The following is a 17,760-nucleotide window of genomic DNA, read 5'->3' as shown; positions in this document are numbered from 1 at the left end:
TTGTATGTAGCAGACAGACACTGCCTGTCTGCATGCCTCCTATCTATTTAGCTGATGATTAACGTTTAAGATTAAGAAGCTCTTGTAAAATTTCATCTGATGTTGTGATAATTTTGGAATTTGACTGAAATCCTCTTTGAGCTACAATCATTTCAGTAAATTCCTCTGAAAGATCCACATTGGACATTTCAAGAGAAGACGCGTTGATTTGGCCTGTGCCATTAGCTCCTGGAGCTGCAATGGCTGTTGGCAGACCTGAGTTTTCCGTAGGAATGAATGTATTTCCACCTACTTTAGATAGACCACCAGAGTTCGAGAATTTAACGAGCCCGATCGTACCTGCTACTTGTGTTGTTCCTTCTGCTGTAACGAGGTTCACATTTCCATCCTTCCCAATTGAGAAGCTTTGTGTCGTATCTGGAATATTAATAGGTCCCCCATCTATTCCATGTACGATAAAGCCTTCTGCGGTTGTGATATTACCATTAGAATCTAAATAGAAATTTCCTGAGCGTGTATAATAATCTGCCGTTCCATCATTTACTCGGAAAAATCCTTCCCCTTCAATCGCAAGATCTAGTCCTCTTCCAGTAAATTGGCTTGTATACCCATCATGAATCGTATCGATGGAACCAAGTGTTGAACCTGCTCCTACTTGCTTAGAGTTAACGCCCCCACGCCCTTGATCCTGAGCTGCTGTTGCGCCAGAAAGCTGTTGACTCACAAGATCCTGGAAGGTTACCCGACTCTTTTTAAAGCCGTATGTGTTAACGTTTGCGATGTTATTTCCAATGACATCAAGCTTGGTTTGAAAATTTTTCATTCCAGAAATTCCAGAGTACATTGACTTAATCATGTATAATCGCTCCTATTTGTATTTGACTGCCTCAGTCATTCAGCAGCCGATGGCCTCCCTAAATGGGTCCAGCCTCATTATTAGATATCCATAAGTATCGTTCCATTAATATTCGTAAACATATGATTAGCGGCTTCCTGTCGGTTTAAGACAGTTATAACGGTTTGATTATCGGTACTGGCAACGATGGCAGCCTTATTGGTAACAATCAGTGCATCCTTTATCCCTTTTTTCCTTGCTTCCACTAGCTTGTCCTGAATTTGATTCCATTGAGACTGATTAAGGTGGATGTCTCTTGAGCGTAATCGTTCTGTTGCATGCTTGCTTATATTTAACTGACCCCGCTCTTGTTCAAACACTTGGCTAAAACCGGTCTTCAAAGGCGACGCCGGACGTGGTTTAAATGCTGATGGGTTTGCGTGAACAAACGTAGAAGGATTAATCATTCTTCTGATCCGGTTCTTCTACTTGCTTTTCACTAGCTTTAGCCACCCCAACGATTTGACCTTCTGAAATCCACGTTCCATCCTCTAAGCCAATTTGCAGCTGTCGGTTCTTATCATATTTCACAGAAGTGACGGTTGCTGAACTGGTTTCAGTAGATTGATCATTCTCTCGCGCTACTTGATAAGACACTTCTTTACCAATAAGATCACTGTACTTTACCAAGGATTGATTGGCTTGAGACTGAACAAATCCTTCAAGCGTTTTATTCATATTTGTCATTTGCTCTAATGAAGAAAATGTAGCCATCTGAGCGATAAATTCTCTGTCATCTACTGGATTACTTGGATCTTGATTCTGAAGCTGTATAAGCAGTAGCCTCAAGAAGTCGTCCTTGCCTAAAGTGTCACCTTTGCGTGTAGCGTTTTGAGGGTTAGGCATATAATAATCACTATTAATTACTGACATCTTTTCACCTACTCTGCATCATTTGTAAATAATCCTTCTAACAAGGACTTAAATGAGAAGCTTAAGGAGTTGCTTTGGTCCTCGTTCTCATTCTGTTGAGCGTGTTCTTGCTGGGACTCCTGCTTATCTTGCTGTTGCTCCCCTTGCTGCTGAGTATCTTCCACATCAATTTGTTCAATGATAATATTTTGTTGGTTCAGGGCTTGTCTTAATTGAGGTAAGCTCCGCTCCACTATATCCTTTGTCATGGCTGACTCAGCTACAATTTGAGCTGCTAGCTTTTGACCGGTTTGAATAAATTGAATCTGCAGCTTTCCTAGGTGTTCAGGAAAAAGCTTTAACGTAAATTGAACCTGACCATCCTTTAGTTGAGTCAGCGTACCTTGATGGAAAATCCGCTGCAACTGCTTAACAAAACGTTGTTCATCAGATCGTAACGCCGGCTCAGAGCTCTCAGCTGGTTGAGCGGTATTAGTTGACTTAAGTGGGTCAAACAAACGATTAACCACAAATGATGGCTGCGATTCAGTTGGTTTCTGGAGAGGTTGATCTGAATCTAACAGAGCCTCCCTTGTTAGGATTGTCTGACTGCCATTCTTTAGCGTTGTCTGCTGTAACAGTTTTTCAAGACCTTTAACAGAATCAAGTTCTTCCATTGTTTCATTCGGGAAATATTCAATCCCTACTGACTCTCTCTTTAACACTTGAATCAAGGACTTTAAATCTTTAGCACTAGATTCGCCTGTTAGAAACCTATCTACCTTTTGATTGAGCTCATCGATTTCTTTTTGAAGCCCGAGCGATTCTGCTCTTTTGTGTAAATCTATCCCGAATCGATTCGCATCCCTTATCGTTTGAGTCAAGAGGTCATCCGACGAAACAACTTCATTTGAGCTTAAAGCTAATTCGGGTTTACCCTGCGTATTACCTTGCCATGCCATCGTCATCATGGCTGGTCTTTCACGAAAAACGCTTAGTCGTTGAATGGTCTCCTCTCTATCAGGAAACAAAGACTGAGGCTGCTTGGATCCATATTCTTTTAGTTCGGTTACATTCTGAATGAACGGAAGAATAAGTATCGCCAAAATGTCTGTATCAAACTCCTCAGAAAGCATCTCTGGATCACTTTCCATTAATGGGTCCATCATCTCTTTCAGTTCTTTTATATTCACACCCATAAATAAATCAAAAAGTGTCGCCTTCACTTCTTCTTCTGGCTGTAAGGATGCAGACTCGATTTGCTCAAGCCAACTTGCAAAGTCAAGCGTTCCCTCCTGCTCAGTGGAAGCAGGACGTGTATTGGATAGTCCCGCAGGAGAAAACTCAGGCACATTATTCAGTTTTGGTCCTTGATGAATGAATGGATGAATGAAACTATTCACATGTTCACCTCCTCTCAGTTAAGTGTCTCTGACCATCCTCGCACCACGTCTGCCGCTTTTTCTTTATCCATCTTCTCTAAGATGGCTGATTTGGTCTCTGTTTTTACATCTTCTAACTGAATGATGATTTCATCTACAGTCAGCTCATTTAATATGGCTGCTGCGGATTTCGCAGACATCAGTTCATATGTTTTGGCAAGTTCATTGCGACTGTTCGACGTCTGATTAACGACTTGGGCTTCATTTTCTTGTTGTTGAAGTGATTGCTCTGCCTGAAGTGTTTCTAGTTCACTCCTCGCCTCTGATAAGGCTCTAACCGCTTCGTCGAGTTGCGCGCGTGTTTGCTCTAGCTCCACAGCAAGACTATTATTTTCTGCCTTTAAGTCATTAGGAGTCTCCGTTGCCTTCATCTCCGTATCATCATCTACAAGGGAAGATAAAACGGGAACCTCTGAAGCGAAGTTTTTGCTTTTATCAATGACATCAAATCCTAGCATTGGACCTACAAAAACCACAGCTAATATTAAAACCAGTATGATTGGTATCGCTACAGCAAGTAACGTCTGAATACCTTTACCTTTCTGTTTTTCATTCTTCATGTGGTCACCTTTTTATTGTCGAACAAAGCGTTGGATCGAAATTTCATCCATCTGCATTTGATCAAGACGTTTTTCTTCCAGCGTGAATTGCATATATTTTTTTTCGCGAATCTTTTCATGCTTCTTATGTTCAAAGGACGCATCCACTAGCTGCTGTTGTTTCCACTCCATTTGTTCTCTGGCTTGTTGCGTCATCAGCTGCTGCTTTTGAATAGCTTCCTGGAGAAACAGCATACTGGTTTGCATGGATTGAATATCAAGGATGGACACCTGTTCCTCTAACCGCGCTCTTGCATCTGCTTCAAGCGATTCCTTTCGCTTTAACAGGTGATATAACGTAGTTGCAACTTCTTCAAACGTTCGAACAGCCTCAGCGTAGGCACTTTCTGCCGTTTCTTTTTCGCGTTCTTTTATGTCCATTAGCTTTTGTAATGAATAATGAAAACCCAACGATGTTTCCTCCTCAGAATCGGCCGAGCAGCATTTGTTCGGTGTCCTCAAATGTGACTTGTTCATTTGTCGCTTGTTTTATAAACGAAATAATCTCTGGATAAGCAGTAACTGCTTCATCTAGCTTTTGATTTGTTCCTCGCTTATAAGCACCAATTGAAATTAGGTCTTCTGCTTCTGTATAGACTGATAATAGCTCCCTCAAGTTCGATGCAGAGGCAAGATGAGCTTCTGACACAATGTCACTCATAACCCTACTAACACTTTTTAATACATTTACAGCAGGGAATTGACCTTTGTTTGCTAAATGACGATCTAAGACTAAGTGACCATCCAGAATTCCTCTTACAGCATCAGCGATGGGCTCGTTCATATCGTCTCCATCCACAAGCACTGTATAAAATGCAGTGATGCTACCATGAATATTTGTTCCAGATCTCTCTAGTAATCTAGGCAGCAGGGCAAAAACGGACGGTGGATAGCCTTTAGTGGTTGGAGGTTCACCAATAGCCAATCCTATCTCCCGTTGAGCCATTGCAAATCGGGTGACCGAATCCATCATTAAGTTAACGTTTAAGCCTTGATCACGAAAATATTCAGCAACAGCCGTGGCTGTAAGTGCTCCCTTTACTCGCATTAATGCTGGTTGATCCGAGGTCACAACTACAAGAACGGTCTTTTTCATTCCTTCTTCACCAAGATCTCGTTCTACAAAATCCTTAACCTCTCGTCCACGCTCACCAATTAAAGCAATGACGTTAACGTCCGCTGCGGAATATTTCGCTATCATCGCTAGCAATGTGCTTTTTCCGACACCACTTCCAGCAAAAATTCCAATCCGTTGACCTTTCCCTACACTAAAAAGTCCATCAATTACTCGAACACCTAAACTAAGTCTTTCTGTAATGCGGGGCCTTGATAATGGATTAGGCGGGGCCTGTTCAACTGACCGAACATCCCTTTGTTTAGAATTGCCCTTTTCACCAAGTGGTTCGCCAATTCCGTCAATGACTTGTCCGATTAAATGGTGGCCAACTGGAATGGTCAGTGGTTCATCCAAACACTCCACTAAATTACCAGGGGCGATATCCAGCGTATCTGAAAGTGGCATGAGCAAAACATTTGATTCTTTGAATCCAACTACTTCAGCTCTAATTTTTCCAGTCCCTTGTCGACCAGAGTGAATCACACAAATATCACCTACCGCCGCATTTGGCCCTGTAGACTCAATGGTCAGTCCCACCACTCTAGTGACTTTTCCAAACCATTTGTGTGCTTTCATAGTTGAAATGGTTTCAAACAGAGCCGGACGAATCATACGAAAGCTCCTTTTGTTTTGTTAGCAGCTGTTCCTTTAACGAAACAAGCTGTTTATCTAAAGAAGTTTCAAGACGACCCTGTTTACTTTCTAACACGCAGGAGTGAGCCTCAAGTTGGTGATCCGGCATTATAAGCATTTGAGATGATGACAGCAGCATTGATTGTAGCTCATGCTTTTGTTCACTCACATAGGTATACCAGTCTGGAGGGACTAATAGTTTAATATCCTCATGCTCTCTGGCTTCGTAAAGTAACTTCCGCAAAAACTGAATTTTTGCTTCATCTTGTTTAATTGTTTGCCCAAGAATTTTCTCTGCAAGCATACAAGCCATTTCTATCATTTCTGGTTCAGCTTGATCAAACATCTCTTCTCGCTGAACTGCTGCTGCCTGCACCACATCCTGAGCTTCAAGTAGCTTATCGCTATACTCTGCCCAAGCCGCTGCCTCACCCTGCTTATAGCCTTCTTCAAAGCCTTTGGTTTGGTGCTCATCAAACAGCTGTTTGGCTTGGAGAGAAAGCTCCTTTTCTTTTTTCTCAAATAGTTCAGCAAGCTGCTGGGATTGAATCTCGGCTTCGTCCAGCATTTGCTGAGCTCGTTGTTCCATTTGTTCTAGCTGTTGTTCGGCTTGCTGTTGCTTGGTAAGCTCATCCGCCTCTGATGGTAGTAAGTCAATAGTTGTTGATAGTGGTTTTATCGCAATGGTTCTGCCTGCTGTGACGCCTGGTTCGACGCTTGACTTAATAACTTTAGACAAGGACATCATCTCCTCCGCCTCGTGCGACCACAATCTCTCCAGACTCTTCAAGCTTTCTTATGACAGCAACGATACGAGACTGAGCCTCTTCCACATCGCGAAGTCTAACCGGCCCTTTGTATTCCATCTCGTCCCGGAAAGCATCTGCCATTCGCTGAGACATATTACTAAAGACAACTTCCTTAACCTCTTCACTGGCTACTTTTAGTGATAATTGAAGATCTTCATTTTCTACATCACGAATAATTCGTTGAATGGAACGATTATCCAAGGTGACGATATCTTCAAAGACAAACATGCGTTTCTTAATCTCTTCTGCCAATTCTGGATCTTGAATTTCTAACGCATCAAGTATTGTTCGTTCTGTTGAACGGTCAACCCCATTTAAAACCTCTACGACAGATTCAACCCCGCCAGCCTCCGTATAATCCTGAGTGACTGTTTGCGAGAGCTTTTCTTCCAGTATCATTTCTACTTGACTGACAATCTCCGGCGAGGTGCTGTCCATCAATGCAATTCGCCTCGCAACATCCGCTTGTACTTCTTGCGGAAGCTCTGAAAGGATTTGCCCAGCTTGAGCAGAATCCAAATAGGAGAGAATCAAAGCAATGGTCTGTGGATGTTCGTGTTGAATAAAATTTAAAATTTGATTTGGATCAGCTTTACGAGCAAAATCAAAAGGTCTCACTTGAAGCGTTGAGGTTAGGCGATTAATAATTTGCATCGCACTCTCTTCACCAAGCGCTTTCTCTAGAATGCTTTTTGCATAACCAATCCCACCCTGAGAAATATAATCCTGGGCCATGACAATGTGATGAAACTGCTCAAGCACATCCTCTTTCACAGAGCTTTCAACCTTTCGGATATTGGAAATCTCGAGCGAAAGCTGTTCAATTTCCTCTTCAGAAAGGTGTTTATAAATTTGTGCAGAGACATCTGGACCAAGCGATATCAGTAAAACCGCAGCTTTTTGCCTGCCAGTTAGTTCCTTATTTGTAGCTCTTGCCACTCCTCTGCCCCCTTAATCTTCAGACAACCAAGAACGTAAAAGCTTTGAGAATTCTTCTGGTTTCTCTTTAGCCATACTTTCCAGTTGTTTTCGTTTTTCATGAGCTGGTCCACTTCCTTCTGTAGGTAGCTCCGGAACCTTTGTTTCTTCAGAAGCAATACTGTTCACTTCTTGCTCCTCAACCATAGCTTCTAATTGCTCGCGTTTTCTATTTCTGACTAATAGCAATACTAATACAATAATAATTACTGCAAGTAAGACAGCTAGTACATACAACCATGTCGGTATTGCTGCTATCGTAGCTGGTTCTTCTTGGGCAGCCTTACCTGCAAATTGTTGAGAGGTCACAATAATTTTTGAATTAATCTCTTCCTGTGACAAAGCCTGACCATCTACTTCAGGAAGAGTCGTACGGATGATGGTCCCAAGTATTCCTTGTACATCTGCGATTTGTTGAGCAGGAAGGGTATCCATCCCTTCAGGAGGTTCAAGCATCACTTGTAGACCGATATTTCTAATTTGATATGGACTTTCTATAATATCCCGGTTGATCCTATTGACCTCATTGTTAATTCGGTCTTCAGTTCGTTCCCATTCAGAATTCTCATTACCAGCGCCTTCAACATAGTTTGGAATACCTTCCCCAGTTCCAGCCGTACCTCCCTCTGGTACAGTTCCTTCTCCGGTATAAGCCTCAGATATTCGCTCTACACTAACGGCAATGCCTTCCATATTCTCTTCATCAACAGGTTCAACAAGCTGCTCTGTCCGATTTTCTTGAGTAAAATCAATGTCCGTTGTGACCGAAATAACAACTTTATCGGGACCGATCATCGTACCAAGCATCTGCTGCAAATTCCGAGTTAAATCCTGTTCAATTTCTCTTTGAATGCTTCGTTGTTGCTCAAATGCTGCCAGAGTGGAATCACCATTTGATGCGTTCTCGAAGCTATAGCTATTAAAGTTTTGATCTGAAATAACGATATTATCTATAGGTAGATTTGGTACACTTTTAGAAATAAGATGATAGAGTCCTCGCACTCGATCTGTATCAAGCTGTGTGCCATATTTTAAATCCAACACGACAGCAGCTGTTGCCGCTTCTTGTGCAGAATTAAGCCAGACACTTTCACTTGGCATAGTGATCATTACATTTGCATTTTGAACACCATCTATATTTTTGATTAGATTTTCAATCTCCGTTTGAATGGCTGCACGCTCCATGACAGAAAATTCATTATCCGTCATTCCAAAGCCTGAGGACTCTGAAAAAATCGAATAATCAATACTTCCACTTTGAGGAATTCCTTCTGCAGCTAATTCAACCTTTAATGCATCCACACGATTCTCAGGAACCTCAATGGTCATACCATCCTTTGATACGCGTGAAGAAATCCCCTTAGAATCTAGCGTTTCTTTTATCTGACCCGTTTCTTGCAGGGATAGCTGACTGTACAGCGGCACAAAGTGTTGTCTTGTACTGAAATATGTAAGAGCCGCAATAAAAAGAATAATAAGAGCAAGTCCAACGATCAGCCAACGTTTCTGCTTGGGTTCCTTCTCCGTCCAAAAAGCTTGTACCATTTTTTTATAATTTGCCACTGTCTCGTTCATGCGACCTCCTGCCAACCTTGCCTGATTCAATTAATGCCTTCATCCCATTTAAACCTGCATTCTCATTATTTCCTGATAGGCTTCCACAACTTTGTTGCGTACTTCCACCGTAGCTTGTAAAGAAATGGAGGCTTTTTGTCCAGTGATCATAACATCATGAAGCTCAACAGGTTTTCCTAAAGCAAGATCTTCTGTTTTTTTGCTTGATACATTCTGAAGCGAATTCACTTCCGATAACGCATCACTTAACATCGTTTTGAATTGCTTTTGTGCTTCACCCGGCGTAACAGCTACAGCCTGCGGTTTTAAAGGTGTATTAACTGTATTAAACGGACTATCTAATGAGATCGGATTCATGTGCGCCTCCTTTATTTACCTATTTCAAGTGTTTTTAGCAACATGTTCTTTGAGGCATTTAAAGCAGTTACATTCGCCTCGTATGAACGGGTTGAACTCATTAAATCAACCATCTCTCTCAAGGGATCGACATTAGGCATTTCTACATACCCTTGCTCATTCGCATCAGGATGTTCTGGTTGATACACTAACTTAAAGGGAGTCGTGTCTTGTTCAACTGCACGAACCTTTACGCCCTGCAACTCGTTGTTAAGGGCGGTCCTAAATCCATTGTTTGATTGATTTGGCGCGAGCGACACCATTTTTCTGCGATAAGGTTGCCACTCTCCATCAACTAAACGACCTCTTGTCGTTTCGGCATTAGCCATATTGGATGACACAACATCCATTCGCAACCGCTGGGCTGTTAAAGCGGATGCACTTGCTTGAAATCCAGAAAACATCGACACGATTACTTACCTCCCCTTATTACAGATTGTAAGGAAGAGAAACGACCATTTAAGCGTTCGATTAAAGCATTGTATTGAATTTGGTTCTCTGCTAAATTGGCCATCTCTTTATCAATATCTACTCCGTTTCCGTTGTGATGATACTGACCTTTTAACTCATTTAATCTTGAAGAGCTTGATCCGCCACGAAAATCTACATGACTGGTGTTTGTTTTTTTGGCAGACAAATTAGCATTGGTTAGCTCGTTTTCTAGCATATTTAAAAATGAGCGTTCTTTAGCTTTATATCCTGGTGTATCCGCATTCGCAATATTATGCGCTAAGATCTGCTGGTTTTTTTGTGCTTGATTAATTCCTAGTTCAATAGACCGAAATGATGTACCAGAAAAAAGATCCATGACAATACTCCCTTCGTACCGTGGTAATCCGACATAATTAATCCATAATCCTGCATCTTTTTCACTACTTATAAGGAAATTGTACTCAAATTTCGGACCATTGTCTAACTATCTTTGTGAGATACACAGTTTTTAAGATGATATACCTAATCTTTAATACCTAATTATTTATCATATTTTAACAATATACTGACCCTTCGCACTGATAACGCTTACTATTTTGAATTTTATCTTTTTTTTTATCTACATTTTCCTAATAATTCTCTTTTAAAAGGAGTAATTTCCTAGTTACATCTATGCATAGATTAACATAAAAAAAAGACCCTCTAACTTAGAGAGTCTTTCATCTTATATCGCCGTTGCTTATTTTGCTTTCATACGCTCTAGTTCATTTAAAAATTTATTATTTAACACTTTAATATATGTGCCTTTCATTCCAAGTGAACGGGACTCAATTACGCCAGCACTTTCAAGCTTACGTAAGGCATTAACAATAACAGAACGAGTAATCCCCACTCGGTCAGCTACCTTACTCGCTACTAGCAAGCCTTCTCTTCCATCAAGCTCTTCAAAAATATGCTCAACAGCTTCAAGTTCACTGTAGGAAAGTGAACTAATAGCCATTTGTACCACTGCTTTGCTTCTTGCTTCTTCTTCGATTTCCTGTGTTTTCTCATGAAGAATTTCCATGCCTACAACCGTTGCTCCATATTCTGCAAGGATTAAATCATCATCATTAAATGAGTTATTTAAACGTGAGAGAATAAGAGTTCCTAAACGTTGGCCTCCACCCTTAATTGGAACGATGGTTGTTAGACCGGATTTGAACAGATCCTTGTTCTCAACTGGAAAAGCCGTGAATTCACTTTCAATTCCGATGTTTGCAGATGTGTCGTCTACTTTAAACAAACCTTCCGTGTATTCGAGAGGGAATTGCTTCTCTTCAAACATTTTCTTCATTCGATCATTCTCTATCTCTTCTTGAATGGAAAAACCTAAAATACGTCCGCGGCGACTTAATACATAGACATTGGAGCCTATCGTTTCACCCAAAGTTTGTGCCATATCTCTAAAGCTGACGTGCTGTCCGCTTGACTTTTGTAGCATATCGTTAATCTTTCTTGACCTTGTTAATAAATCCATGTTCTTATCTCCTCCATAATCAGTCAATTTTTATAAAATGAATTGACTTAAATCTTTATTTTTAGCGATCGTCGCTAATTTTTCATCGACATATTCAGCTGTAATTGCAATTTCATTCAATGATATTTCAGGTGCTTCAAAGGATAAATCCTCTAGCAAACGTTCCAGAAGTGTGTGCAGCCTTCTAGCTCCAATATTTTCAGTTTCCTGATTTACTTCAGCAGCAATCACTGCTAGCTTACGAACAGCTTCGTCCGTAAAGGTTATTTTTATACCCTCCGTTGATAGCAAGGCTTGATACTGCTTTAATAGTGCATTATCCGGCTCCATAAGGATACGGACAAACTCATCAACTGATAAATTGGACAGCTCGACTCGAATAGGAAACCTACCTTGTAGTTCAGGTATGAGATCAGACGGTTTAGACATATGGAAAGCTCCTGCACCGATAAAAAGAATATGATCCGTTTTCACTGGTCCGTGCTTTGTCACAACAGTAGATCCTTCTACAATTGGAAGGATATCTCGTTGCACACCCTCTCTAGATACATCGGCTGATTGCTGACTTTTTCCAGCTACTTTATCAATTTCATCAATAAATATAATACCAAGCTGCTCTGCTCTCGTGATCGCCTCATGATTAACATCATCCATGTCAATTAGCTTTTGAGCTTCATCCTCAATCAGAACCTTTCTAGCATCTGAAATGGGTAGCTTGCGTTTCTTTTTCTTCTTAGGCATGAGATTTCCAAACATTTCTTGCATGTTCATTCCCATTTGTTCCATGCCTGCGCCTTGGAACATATCCATCATTTGTTGACTTTGTTCTGAAACCTCAATCGTTACAAGACGATCTTCTAGTTCACCAAGCGCTAGCTTATGAGCCATCTTACGTTTCAGTTCTTTTTGTGAAAGCTCTTCCTCTGATTGTTGCTCTTCTTCTTCAGAATCATCATTTGAAAATAACATTTCAAATGGGTTCTTATTTGCAGTCTTCCGTTTACCAGACGGAACAAGAAGATCTACGATGCGCTCATTTGCCAGCTCTTCAGCACGACCTCTAACAGTAGACAATCGTTCATCCTTTACCATCCGTACACTTGTATCTACTAAGTCTCGTACCATCGACTCAACATCTCGGCCAACATATCCAACTTCCGTGAACTTTGTTGCTTCAACCTTCATAAAAGGTGCACCAACAAGCTTTGCTAAGCGGCGAGCAATCTCTGTTTTTCCAACTCCAGTAGGACCAATCATCAGGATATTTTTAGGTGTTATTTCATCCTTTAGTTTATCATCCAACTGGCTACGACGATAACGGTTTCGTAAGGCTACAGCCACTGACTTTTTAGCTGTTTCCTGACCCACAATATATTGATCAAGCTTTTGGACGATTTCTTTTGGCGTTAATGAATTCTTCATATAGAGACCTCTCCCTTCAGCTTAAGCAAGCTCTTCTACAATGAGTTGATCGTTTGTGTATACACAGATCTCTCCAGCTGTCTCAAGTGCTGCTCTGGCAATGTCAACAGCGTCTAAGTTTGAAGCATGCTTTTTAAGTGCTCTACCTGCTGCTAAGGCATAATTCCCACCAGAACCAATTGCCAATATGCCATCATCCGGTTCAATGACTTCACCCGTTCCGGAGATTAACAGCAATCGCTCCGTATCCATGACGATAATCATCGCTTCGAGCTTACGAAGCACACGATCGCTTCTCCATTCCTTGGCTAGTTCTACAGAAGCACGCTGTAAATTACCATTGTATTCCTCAAGCTTGCCTTCGAACTTTTCAAATAATGTAAAGGCATCCGCAACGGAACCCGCGAACCCAGCCAGTACTTTACCACCGTATATGCGCCTTACCTTTTTAGCTGTATGTTTCATCACAACGGCATTGCCAAACGTGACTTGACCATCGCCTGACATAGCGCTTTTGCCATTATGTCGAACGGCAAAAATGGTGGTGGCGTGAAATGTTTGATCCATTGGCTTACCTCCTTATGGTGCTTACGCGCGAGGATGATGATCTAAATAGACATCCCTTAAACGATCCTTTGAAACATGTGTATATACCTGGGTAGTAGATAAATTCACATGCCCAAGTAACTCTTGAACCACTCGTAGGTCTGCCCCATTATTCAATAGATGAGTAGCAAAGGAATGCCTAAGCTTATGAGGACTCATCTCATGATACAAGGCAGCTTGGTTCATTCTTTTCTTTAAAATAGTACGATAGCTTCGCTCTGAGAGGACCGTTCCTCTGTAATTAAGAAACAACTCCTTAGTAGGAATAGTGCTTTTTGCTGCTAAGTGGGGTCTGCCTGATGATATGTAGGCGTTTAATGCTTGAATGGCACAAGAACCAATAGGGACATATCGTTCTTTTTTTCCTTTACCATAAACGAGTAATGTTCCAATAGAAACATCCAAATCAGTTAATTGAAGAGTAGCACATTCACTTACACGAATCCCTGTCGCGTAGAGAAGCTCGAGGATTGCGCGGTCGCGTAAATCAAGTGGTTCATCTCCTTTAATTCCTGCAAAAAGCTGATCCACTTCTTCTTCATATAAAAACTGAGGTAATCGACTCTCAGCTTTAGGAAGTGAAGCCTGTGCAAAGACATTCTCCTCAAGTAACTGTTCACGTTTTAGAAAGTGGGCAAAGCTTCGCATACTTGAAAGTCTTCTAGAAACAGTCTTACGAGCATATTCTTGAGCAAATAACTCACTTAAATACACTCGAAGATCTGCGTAGGTTACGTCACTCAACGAGTCTAACCCTTCTCGTCTCATGAATGTATAAAAGGCCAAAATGTCCCGTGTATAATTCAATAACGTATGAGGTGAGCAACCTTTTTCAATTTGCAGGTAGCGCTTAAACTGCTCAAGCCATTGCTGCTCTAATTGTTGATTCAATTAACTCACCTCTCCTAAGCTTCTAAATTCTAACATGACGACCAAGCAAAAACAACGATATTCACATTTCTTTCATAAAATTCAGAATTGTACCGAGTGCTCGCTCAGCTAGCTTTTCATAGCGATCTTTTTTAACCTTAATGCGTTCATCTAATGGTCTTAATAAACCGAAGTTTGCATTAATCGGTTGGAAATTCTTTTTCGCTTCTGTTGTAATGTACTCTGCCATCGCTCCAAGCAGGGTTTCTTCCGGGAAAATGAGAAGCTCTTTCCCTTGGACTAGTCTTGCTGCATTAATCCCAGCAATCATTCCAGCAGCTGCAGATTCAACATAACCTTCTACACCTGTAATTTGCCCGGCAAAAAATAGGTCATCACGTTCTTTAAATTGATACGTGCGTCTTAAAAGCTTTGGTGAATTTAAAAATGTATTACGGTGCATGACTCCGTATCGGACAAAATCCGCTTGCTCTAATCCTGGAATTAATCGGAATACCTCTTTTTGTGGACCCCATTTTAAATGCGTTTGGAAGCCAACCATATTATATAAAGTACCCGATGAGTTGTCTTGTCTTAGCTGTACAACCGCATAAGGTCTTTTTCCTGTTTTAGGATCGTCTAAACCTACTGGCTTCATCGGCCCAAACAGCATTGTTTTGCGACCACGACCTGCCATCACTTCTATCGGCATACATCCCTCAAAAAAGATTTCTTTTTCAAATTCTTTTAATGGGACTGTTTCTGCGGCAATTAACGCTTCGTAAAAACGATCAAATTCCTCTTCTGTCATCGGACAGTTTAAATAAGCCGCTTCCCCTTTGTCATAGCGACTTTTCAAATAAACCTTATCACGATCGATGGTTTCCGCATCTATAATAGGTGCAGCCGCATCATAAAAATAAAGTGATTCTTCACCCGTAAGTTCACCTAAGCTCTTAGATAAGCCCTCAGACGTTAATGGACCTGTTGCAATAATAGTTGGTCCTTCGGGAATTGAATCTATTTCTTCATTAAATACAGTGATATTAGGGTGATTACGTACACTTTGGGTTACAGCATCAGCAAAATCATGCCGATCGACAGCTAAAGCACCACCAGCGGGAACGGCCGCCTGATCAGCGGAGGCAATAATAACCGAATCAAGTCTTCTCATTTCTTCCTTTAATACACCTACTGCATTTGTTAAAGAATTGCCTCGTAATGAATTACTGCACACAAGCTCTGCAAATTTATCTGTATGATGGGCGGGTGTTTGCTTTACCGGCCTCATTTCGTATAAATGAACCTTAATTCCTTGCTTCGCGATCTGCCAAGCAGCTTCACTACCTGCAAGTCCTGCTCCGATCACCGTAATGATTGGTTGTTCCGTCATTGTCATTTCACCTTTCTTTACTAGCTTGCTTATTGAATGGTACACGTAGCAAACAGGACTGTCCAGTAAAACCGTTTTTAATGGTCTCGACAGCCCTTTTTTTACTATTTAGTTGGTATCTTTTTCTGAGTAATCACATGATACACATTGCACCTGCACACTTTTCTTAAGTTTCTTCTCAACCAAAAGGCCACTACATTTAGGGCACGGTCTGGCAATTGGCTTATCCCATGAAACAAACTCGCACTCAGGATAACGATCACAGCCGTAGAAGATCCGTCTTTTTTTGCTTCGACGTTCAACAATATTTCCTTCTTTACAGGTTGGGCATTTCACCCCAATATCCTTCACTATTGCTTTTGTATTTCGACAATCTGGGAAGTTGGAGCAAGCCATAAACTTTCCATATCTACCCATTTTATAAACCATTTCTGAACCGCACTTCTCACAATCCTCACCGGCAGGTTCATCTTTAATTTCAACTTCCTTCATTTGTTCTTCAGCTACGTGTAATCTCTTCTCAAAATTTTGATAGAAGCTATCAATGACATCAATCCATTGGTCCTTACCTTCTTCAATGGCATCAAGATCATTTTCCATTTTTGCAGTGAACTTCACATCTAAAATTTCCGGGAAGAAATCTACAATTAGCTCTAAAACAATGTCACCTAATTCAGTTGGAATAAATCGCTTCTCATCGAGTGCAACGTATCCTCTTCTTTGGATGGTGTCGAGTGTCGGTGCATAGGTTGACGGTCTACCAATTCCAAGCTCTTCCATCGTCTTAACTAACCTAGCCTCTGTATAGCGCGGAGGCGGCTGCGTGAAGTGCTGATTTGGCTCTAGTTCCTTCTGCTTAACCGTTTGGCCCTCTTCAAGATTAGGAAGCAAGCGATCTTCTTCCTTTTTTCCATCGTCATTACCTTCAATATAAACCTTCATAAAACCTGGAAACTTCACCTTGGAACCAGTGGCTCTAAACATGACGCCATTATTATCTAAATCGACAGTCATTGTATCCATAACGGCTGGTGCCATCTCACTTGAGATCAAACGTTCCCAGATAAGTTTATATAAACGGAGCTGATCTCGAGATAAATAAGCCTTTAATTCTTTCGGATCATAATTAACCGATGTAGGACGAATGGCTTCATGAGCGTCTTGGGTCTTTTGATCTTTGTTAACCGTTCTTGCACCAACACGCGTGTATTCTTTTCCAAATTGATTCTCAATATAGGCTTTTGTTTCTGCTTTCGCAGTGTCAGATATCCGAGTAGAGTCTGTTCTCATATAAGTAATAAGACCGACTGTACCTTGCTTCCCAATATCAATTCCTTCATATAATTGCTGAGCCAGCATCATCGTCTTCTTCGCTCGGAAATTAAGCTTACGTGCTGCCTCCTGTTGAAGTGATGATGTAGTAAAAGGAGCGGCAGGGTTACGTTTACGCTCTTTTTTCTTCACAGATTGTACAGAATAGTCCTTCCCCTTTAAGGCTGACATGACCTCATTAACGTCACTCTGTGAGCTCAACTCTTTTTTCTTTCCATTCATACCGTGAAATTTTGCCTCGAACTCGTCTTTGTTTAACAAAAACTTACCCGTTATACTCCAGTACTCTTCTGGTTTAAATGCTTGAATTTCTTTTTCACGGTCGATGATCATTTTTACGGCTACTGATTGTACTCGACCAGCACTTAATCCTTTTTTCACTTTCTTCCATAATAAAGGGCTAATATTATAGCCAACTAATCGATCAAGAATTCTACGAGCCTGCTGGGAATCAACAAGGTCCATATTAATTGGCCTTGGCGTTTTAAACGCATCTTTGATTGCTTGCTTGGTAATCTCATTGAATACAACACGACATTCAGACTTTTCATCTATATCAAGGCTATGAGCCAAATGCCACGCTATCGCTTCCCCTTCTCTATCAGGGTCAGCCGCTAAATAAATTCGTTTAACTTTTTTTGCTGCTGTTTTTAATTCCTTTAATACTGGGCCTTTTCCGCGGATCGTAATATACCTTGGTTCAAACTGATTGGATACATCCACACCCATCTGACTCTTTGGTAAATCCCTTACATGTCCCATTGATGCTTTAACGATATACTTTTTTCCTAAGTACTTACCAATGGTCTTTGCTTTGGCGGGAGATTCCACGATTACTAAATAATCGGCCATAAAGCCACTCCCTCTCATCTTTAAATGAAATCCTCCTC

At 41.1% G+C, this 17,760-nt stretch carries 19 protein-coding genes; all 19 read right to left on the bottom strand.

The window, feature by feature from the left end; genetic code table 11:
• Positions 1 to 58 precede the first annotated feature (58 nt).
• The gene (gene flgG, locus FN960_RS11465) at positions 59 to 856 is read right to left on the bottom strand and encodes a flagellar basal body rod protein FlgG (RefSeq protein WP_143848863.1); all 798 of its coding nucleotides are present in this window, start codon (positions 854 to 856) and stop codon (positions 59 to 61) included.
• Between the two features lie 80 nt (positions 857 to 936).
• Positions 937 to 1,302, bottom strand: coding sequence for a TIGR02530 family flagellar biosynthesis protein (locus FN960_RS11460; RefSeq protein ID WP_143848862.1), 366 nt, complete (start codon positions 1,300 to 1,302; stop codon positions 937 to 939).
• The gene (gene flgD, locus FN960_RS11455; protein ID WP_143848861.1) at positions 1,295 to 1,768 is read right to left on the bottom strand and encodes a flagellar hook assembly protein FlgD; all 474 of its coding nucleotides are present in this window, start codon (positions 1,766 to 1,768) and stop codon (positions 1,295 to 1,297) included. Before flgD ends, FN960_RS11460 begins: the two co-directional genes overlap by 8 nt.
• A gap of 8 nt (positions 1,769 to 1,776) precedes the next feature.
• The gene (locus FN960_RS11450) at positions 1,777 to 3,150 is read right to left on the bottom strand and encodes a flagellar hook-length control protein FliK (protein WP_143848860.1); all 1,374 of its coding nucleotides are present in this window, start codon (positions 3,148 to 3,150) and stop codon (positions 1,777 to 1,779) included.
• 14 nt (positions 3,151 to 3,164) lie between these two features.
• Positions 3,165 to 3,749, bottom strand: a complete 585-nt coding sequence (locus FN960_RS11445) for a MotE family protein (RefSeq protein ID WP_143848859.1) — start codon at positions 3,747 to 3,749, stop codon at positions 3,165 to 3,167.
• Between the two features lie 12 nt (positions 3,750 to 3,761).
• Positions 3,762 to 4,199: a flagellar export protein FliJ gene (fliJ, locus tag FN960_RS11440; RefSeq protein ID WP_185971010.1), complete on the bottom strand. Its 438-nt coding sequence runs from the start codon at positions 4,197 to 4,199 to the stop codon at positions 3,762 to 3,764.
• A gap of 13 nt (positions 4,200 to 4,212) precedes the next feature.
• Positions 4,213 to 5,517: a flagellar protein export ATPase FliI gene (fliI, locus tag FN960_RS11435; RefSeq protein WP_143848857.1), complete on the bottom strand. Its 1,305-nt coding sequence runs from the start codon at positions 5,515 to 5,517 to the stop codon at positions 4,213 to 4,215.
• The gene (gene fliH, locus FN960_RS11430; RefSeq protein WP_185971009.1) at positions 5,495 to 6,277 is read right to left on the bottom strand and encodes a flagellar assembly protein FliH; all 783 of its coding nucleotides are present in this window, start codon (positions 6,275 to 6,277) and stop codon (positions 5,495 to 5,497) included. Before fliH ends, fliI begins: the two co-directional genes overlap by 23 nt.
• Entirely contained in the window at positions 6,270 to 7,286 is a 1,017-nt protein-coding gene (gene fliG / locus FN960_RS11425) for a flagellar motor switch protein FliG (protein WP_143848855.1), read from the bottom strand. The genes fliH and fliG overlap by 8 nt, the downstream gene beginning before the upstream one ends.
• Positions 7,287 to 7,298: 12 nt before the next feature.
• Entirely contained in the window at positions 7,299 to 8,900 is a 1,602-nt protein-coding gene (fliF, locus tag FN960_RS11420; protein ID WP_143848854.1) for a flagellar basal-body MS-ring/collar protein FliF, read from the bottom strand.
• 48 nt (positions 8,901 to 8,948) lie between these two features.
• A complete protein-coding gene (gene fliE / locus FN960_RS11415) occupies positions 8,949 to 9,257 on the bottom strand; it encodes a flagellar hook-basal body complex protein FliE (RefSeq protein WP_143848853.1) in 309 nt (102 codons plus the stop codon).
• A gap of 11 nt (positions 9,258 to 9,268) precedes the next feature.
• Positions 9,269 to 9,700, bottom strand: coding sequence for a flagellar basal body rod protein FlgC (gene flgC / locus FN960_RS11410; RefSeq protein WP_143848958.1), 432 nt, complete (start codon positions 9,698 to 9,700; stop codon positions 9,269 to 9,271).
• Between the two features lie 8 nt (positions 9,701 to 9,708).
• Positions 9,709 to 10,104: a flagellar basal body rod protein FlgB gene (gene flgB, locus FN960_RS11405; RefSeq protein WP_143848852.1), complete on the bottom strand. Its 396-nt coding sequence runs from the start codon at positions 10,102 to 10,104 to the stop codon at positions 9,709 to 9,711.
• A 363-nt stretch (positions 10,105 to 10,467) separates the two neighbouring features.
• Positions 10,468 to 11,247 carry a GTP-sensing pleiotropic transcriptional regulator CodY gene (codY, locus tag FN960_RS11400; protein ID WP_143848851.1) on the bottom strand — a complete coding sequence of 260 codons (780 nt, stop codon included), beginning with the start codon at positions 11,245 to 11,247 and terminating at the stop codon, positions 10,468 to 10,470.
• 30 nt (positions 11,248 to 11,277) lie between these two features.
• Positions 11,278 to 12,669, bottom strand: coding sequence for an ATP-dependent protease ATPase subunit HslU (gene hslU, locus FN960_RS11395; RefSeq protein ID WP_143848850.1), 1,392 nt, complete (start codon positions 12,667 to 12,669; stop codon positions 11,278 to 11,280).
• A 21-nt stretch (positions 12,670 to 12,690) separates the two neighbouring features.
• A complete protein-coding gene (gene hslV / locus FN960_RS11390) occupies positions 12,691 to 13,236 on the bottom strand; it encodes an ATP-dependent protease subunit HslV (RefSeq protein ID WP_143848849.1) in 546 nt (181 codons plus the stop codon).
• Between the two features lie 21 nt (positions 13,237 to 13,257).
• The gene (gene xerC, locus FN960_RS11385; protein ID WP_143848848.1) at positions 13,258 to 14,166 is read right to left on the bottom strand and encodes a tyrosine recombinase XerC; all 909 of its coding nucleotides are present in this window, start codon (positions 14,164 to 14,166) and stop codon (positions 13,258 to 13,260) included.
• A 61-nt stretch (positions 14,167 to 14,227) separates the two neighbouring features.
• On the bottom strand, positions 14,228 to 15,538 hold the full coding sequence (trmFO, locus tag FN960_RS11380) for an FADH(2)-oxidizing methylenetetrahydrofolate--tRNA-(uracil(54)-C(5))-methyltransferase TrmFO (RefSeq protein ID WP_143848847.1): 1,311 nt from the start codon (positions 15,536 to 15,538) through the stop codon (positions 14,228 to 14,230).
• Positions 15,539 to 15,646: 108 nt separating this feature from the next.
• Entirely contained in the window at positions 15,647 to 17,722 is a 2,076-nt protein-coding gene (gene topA, locus FN960_RS11375) for a type I DNA topoisomerase (RefSeq protein WP_143848846.1), read from the bottom strand.
• Positions 17,723 to 17,760: the final 38 nt, after the last annotated feature.

Source organism: Alkalicoccobacillus porphyridii, from assembly GCF_007293315.1.
GTDB lineage: Bacteria > Bacillota > Bacilli > Bacillales > Bacillaceae_D > Alkalicoccobacillus > Alkalicoccobacillus porphyridii.
This window is presented reverse-complemented; position numbering and strand designations above follow the sequence as displayed.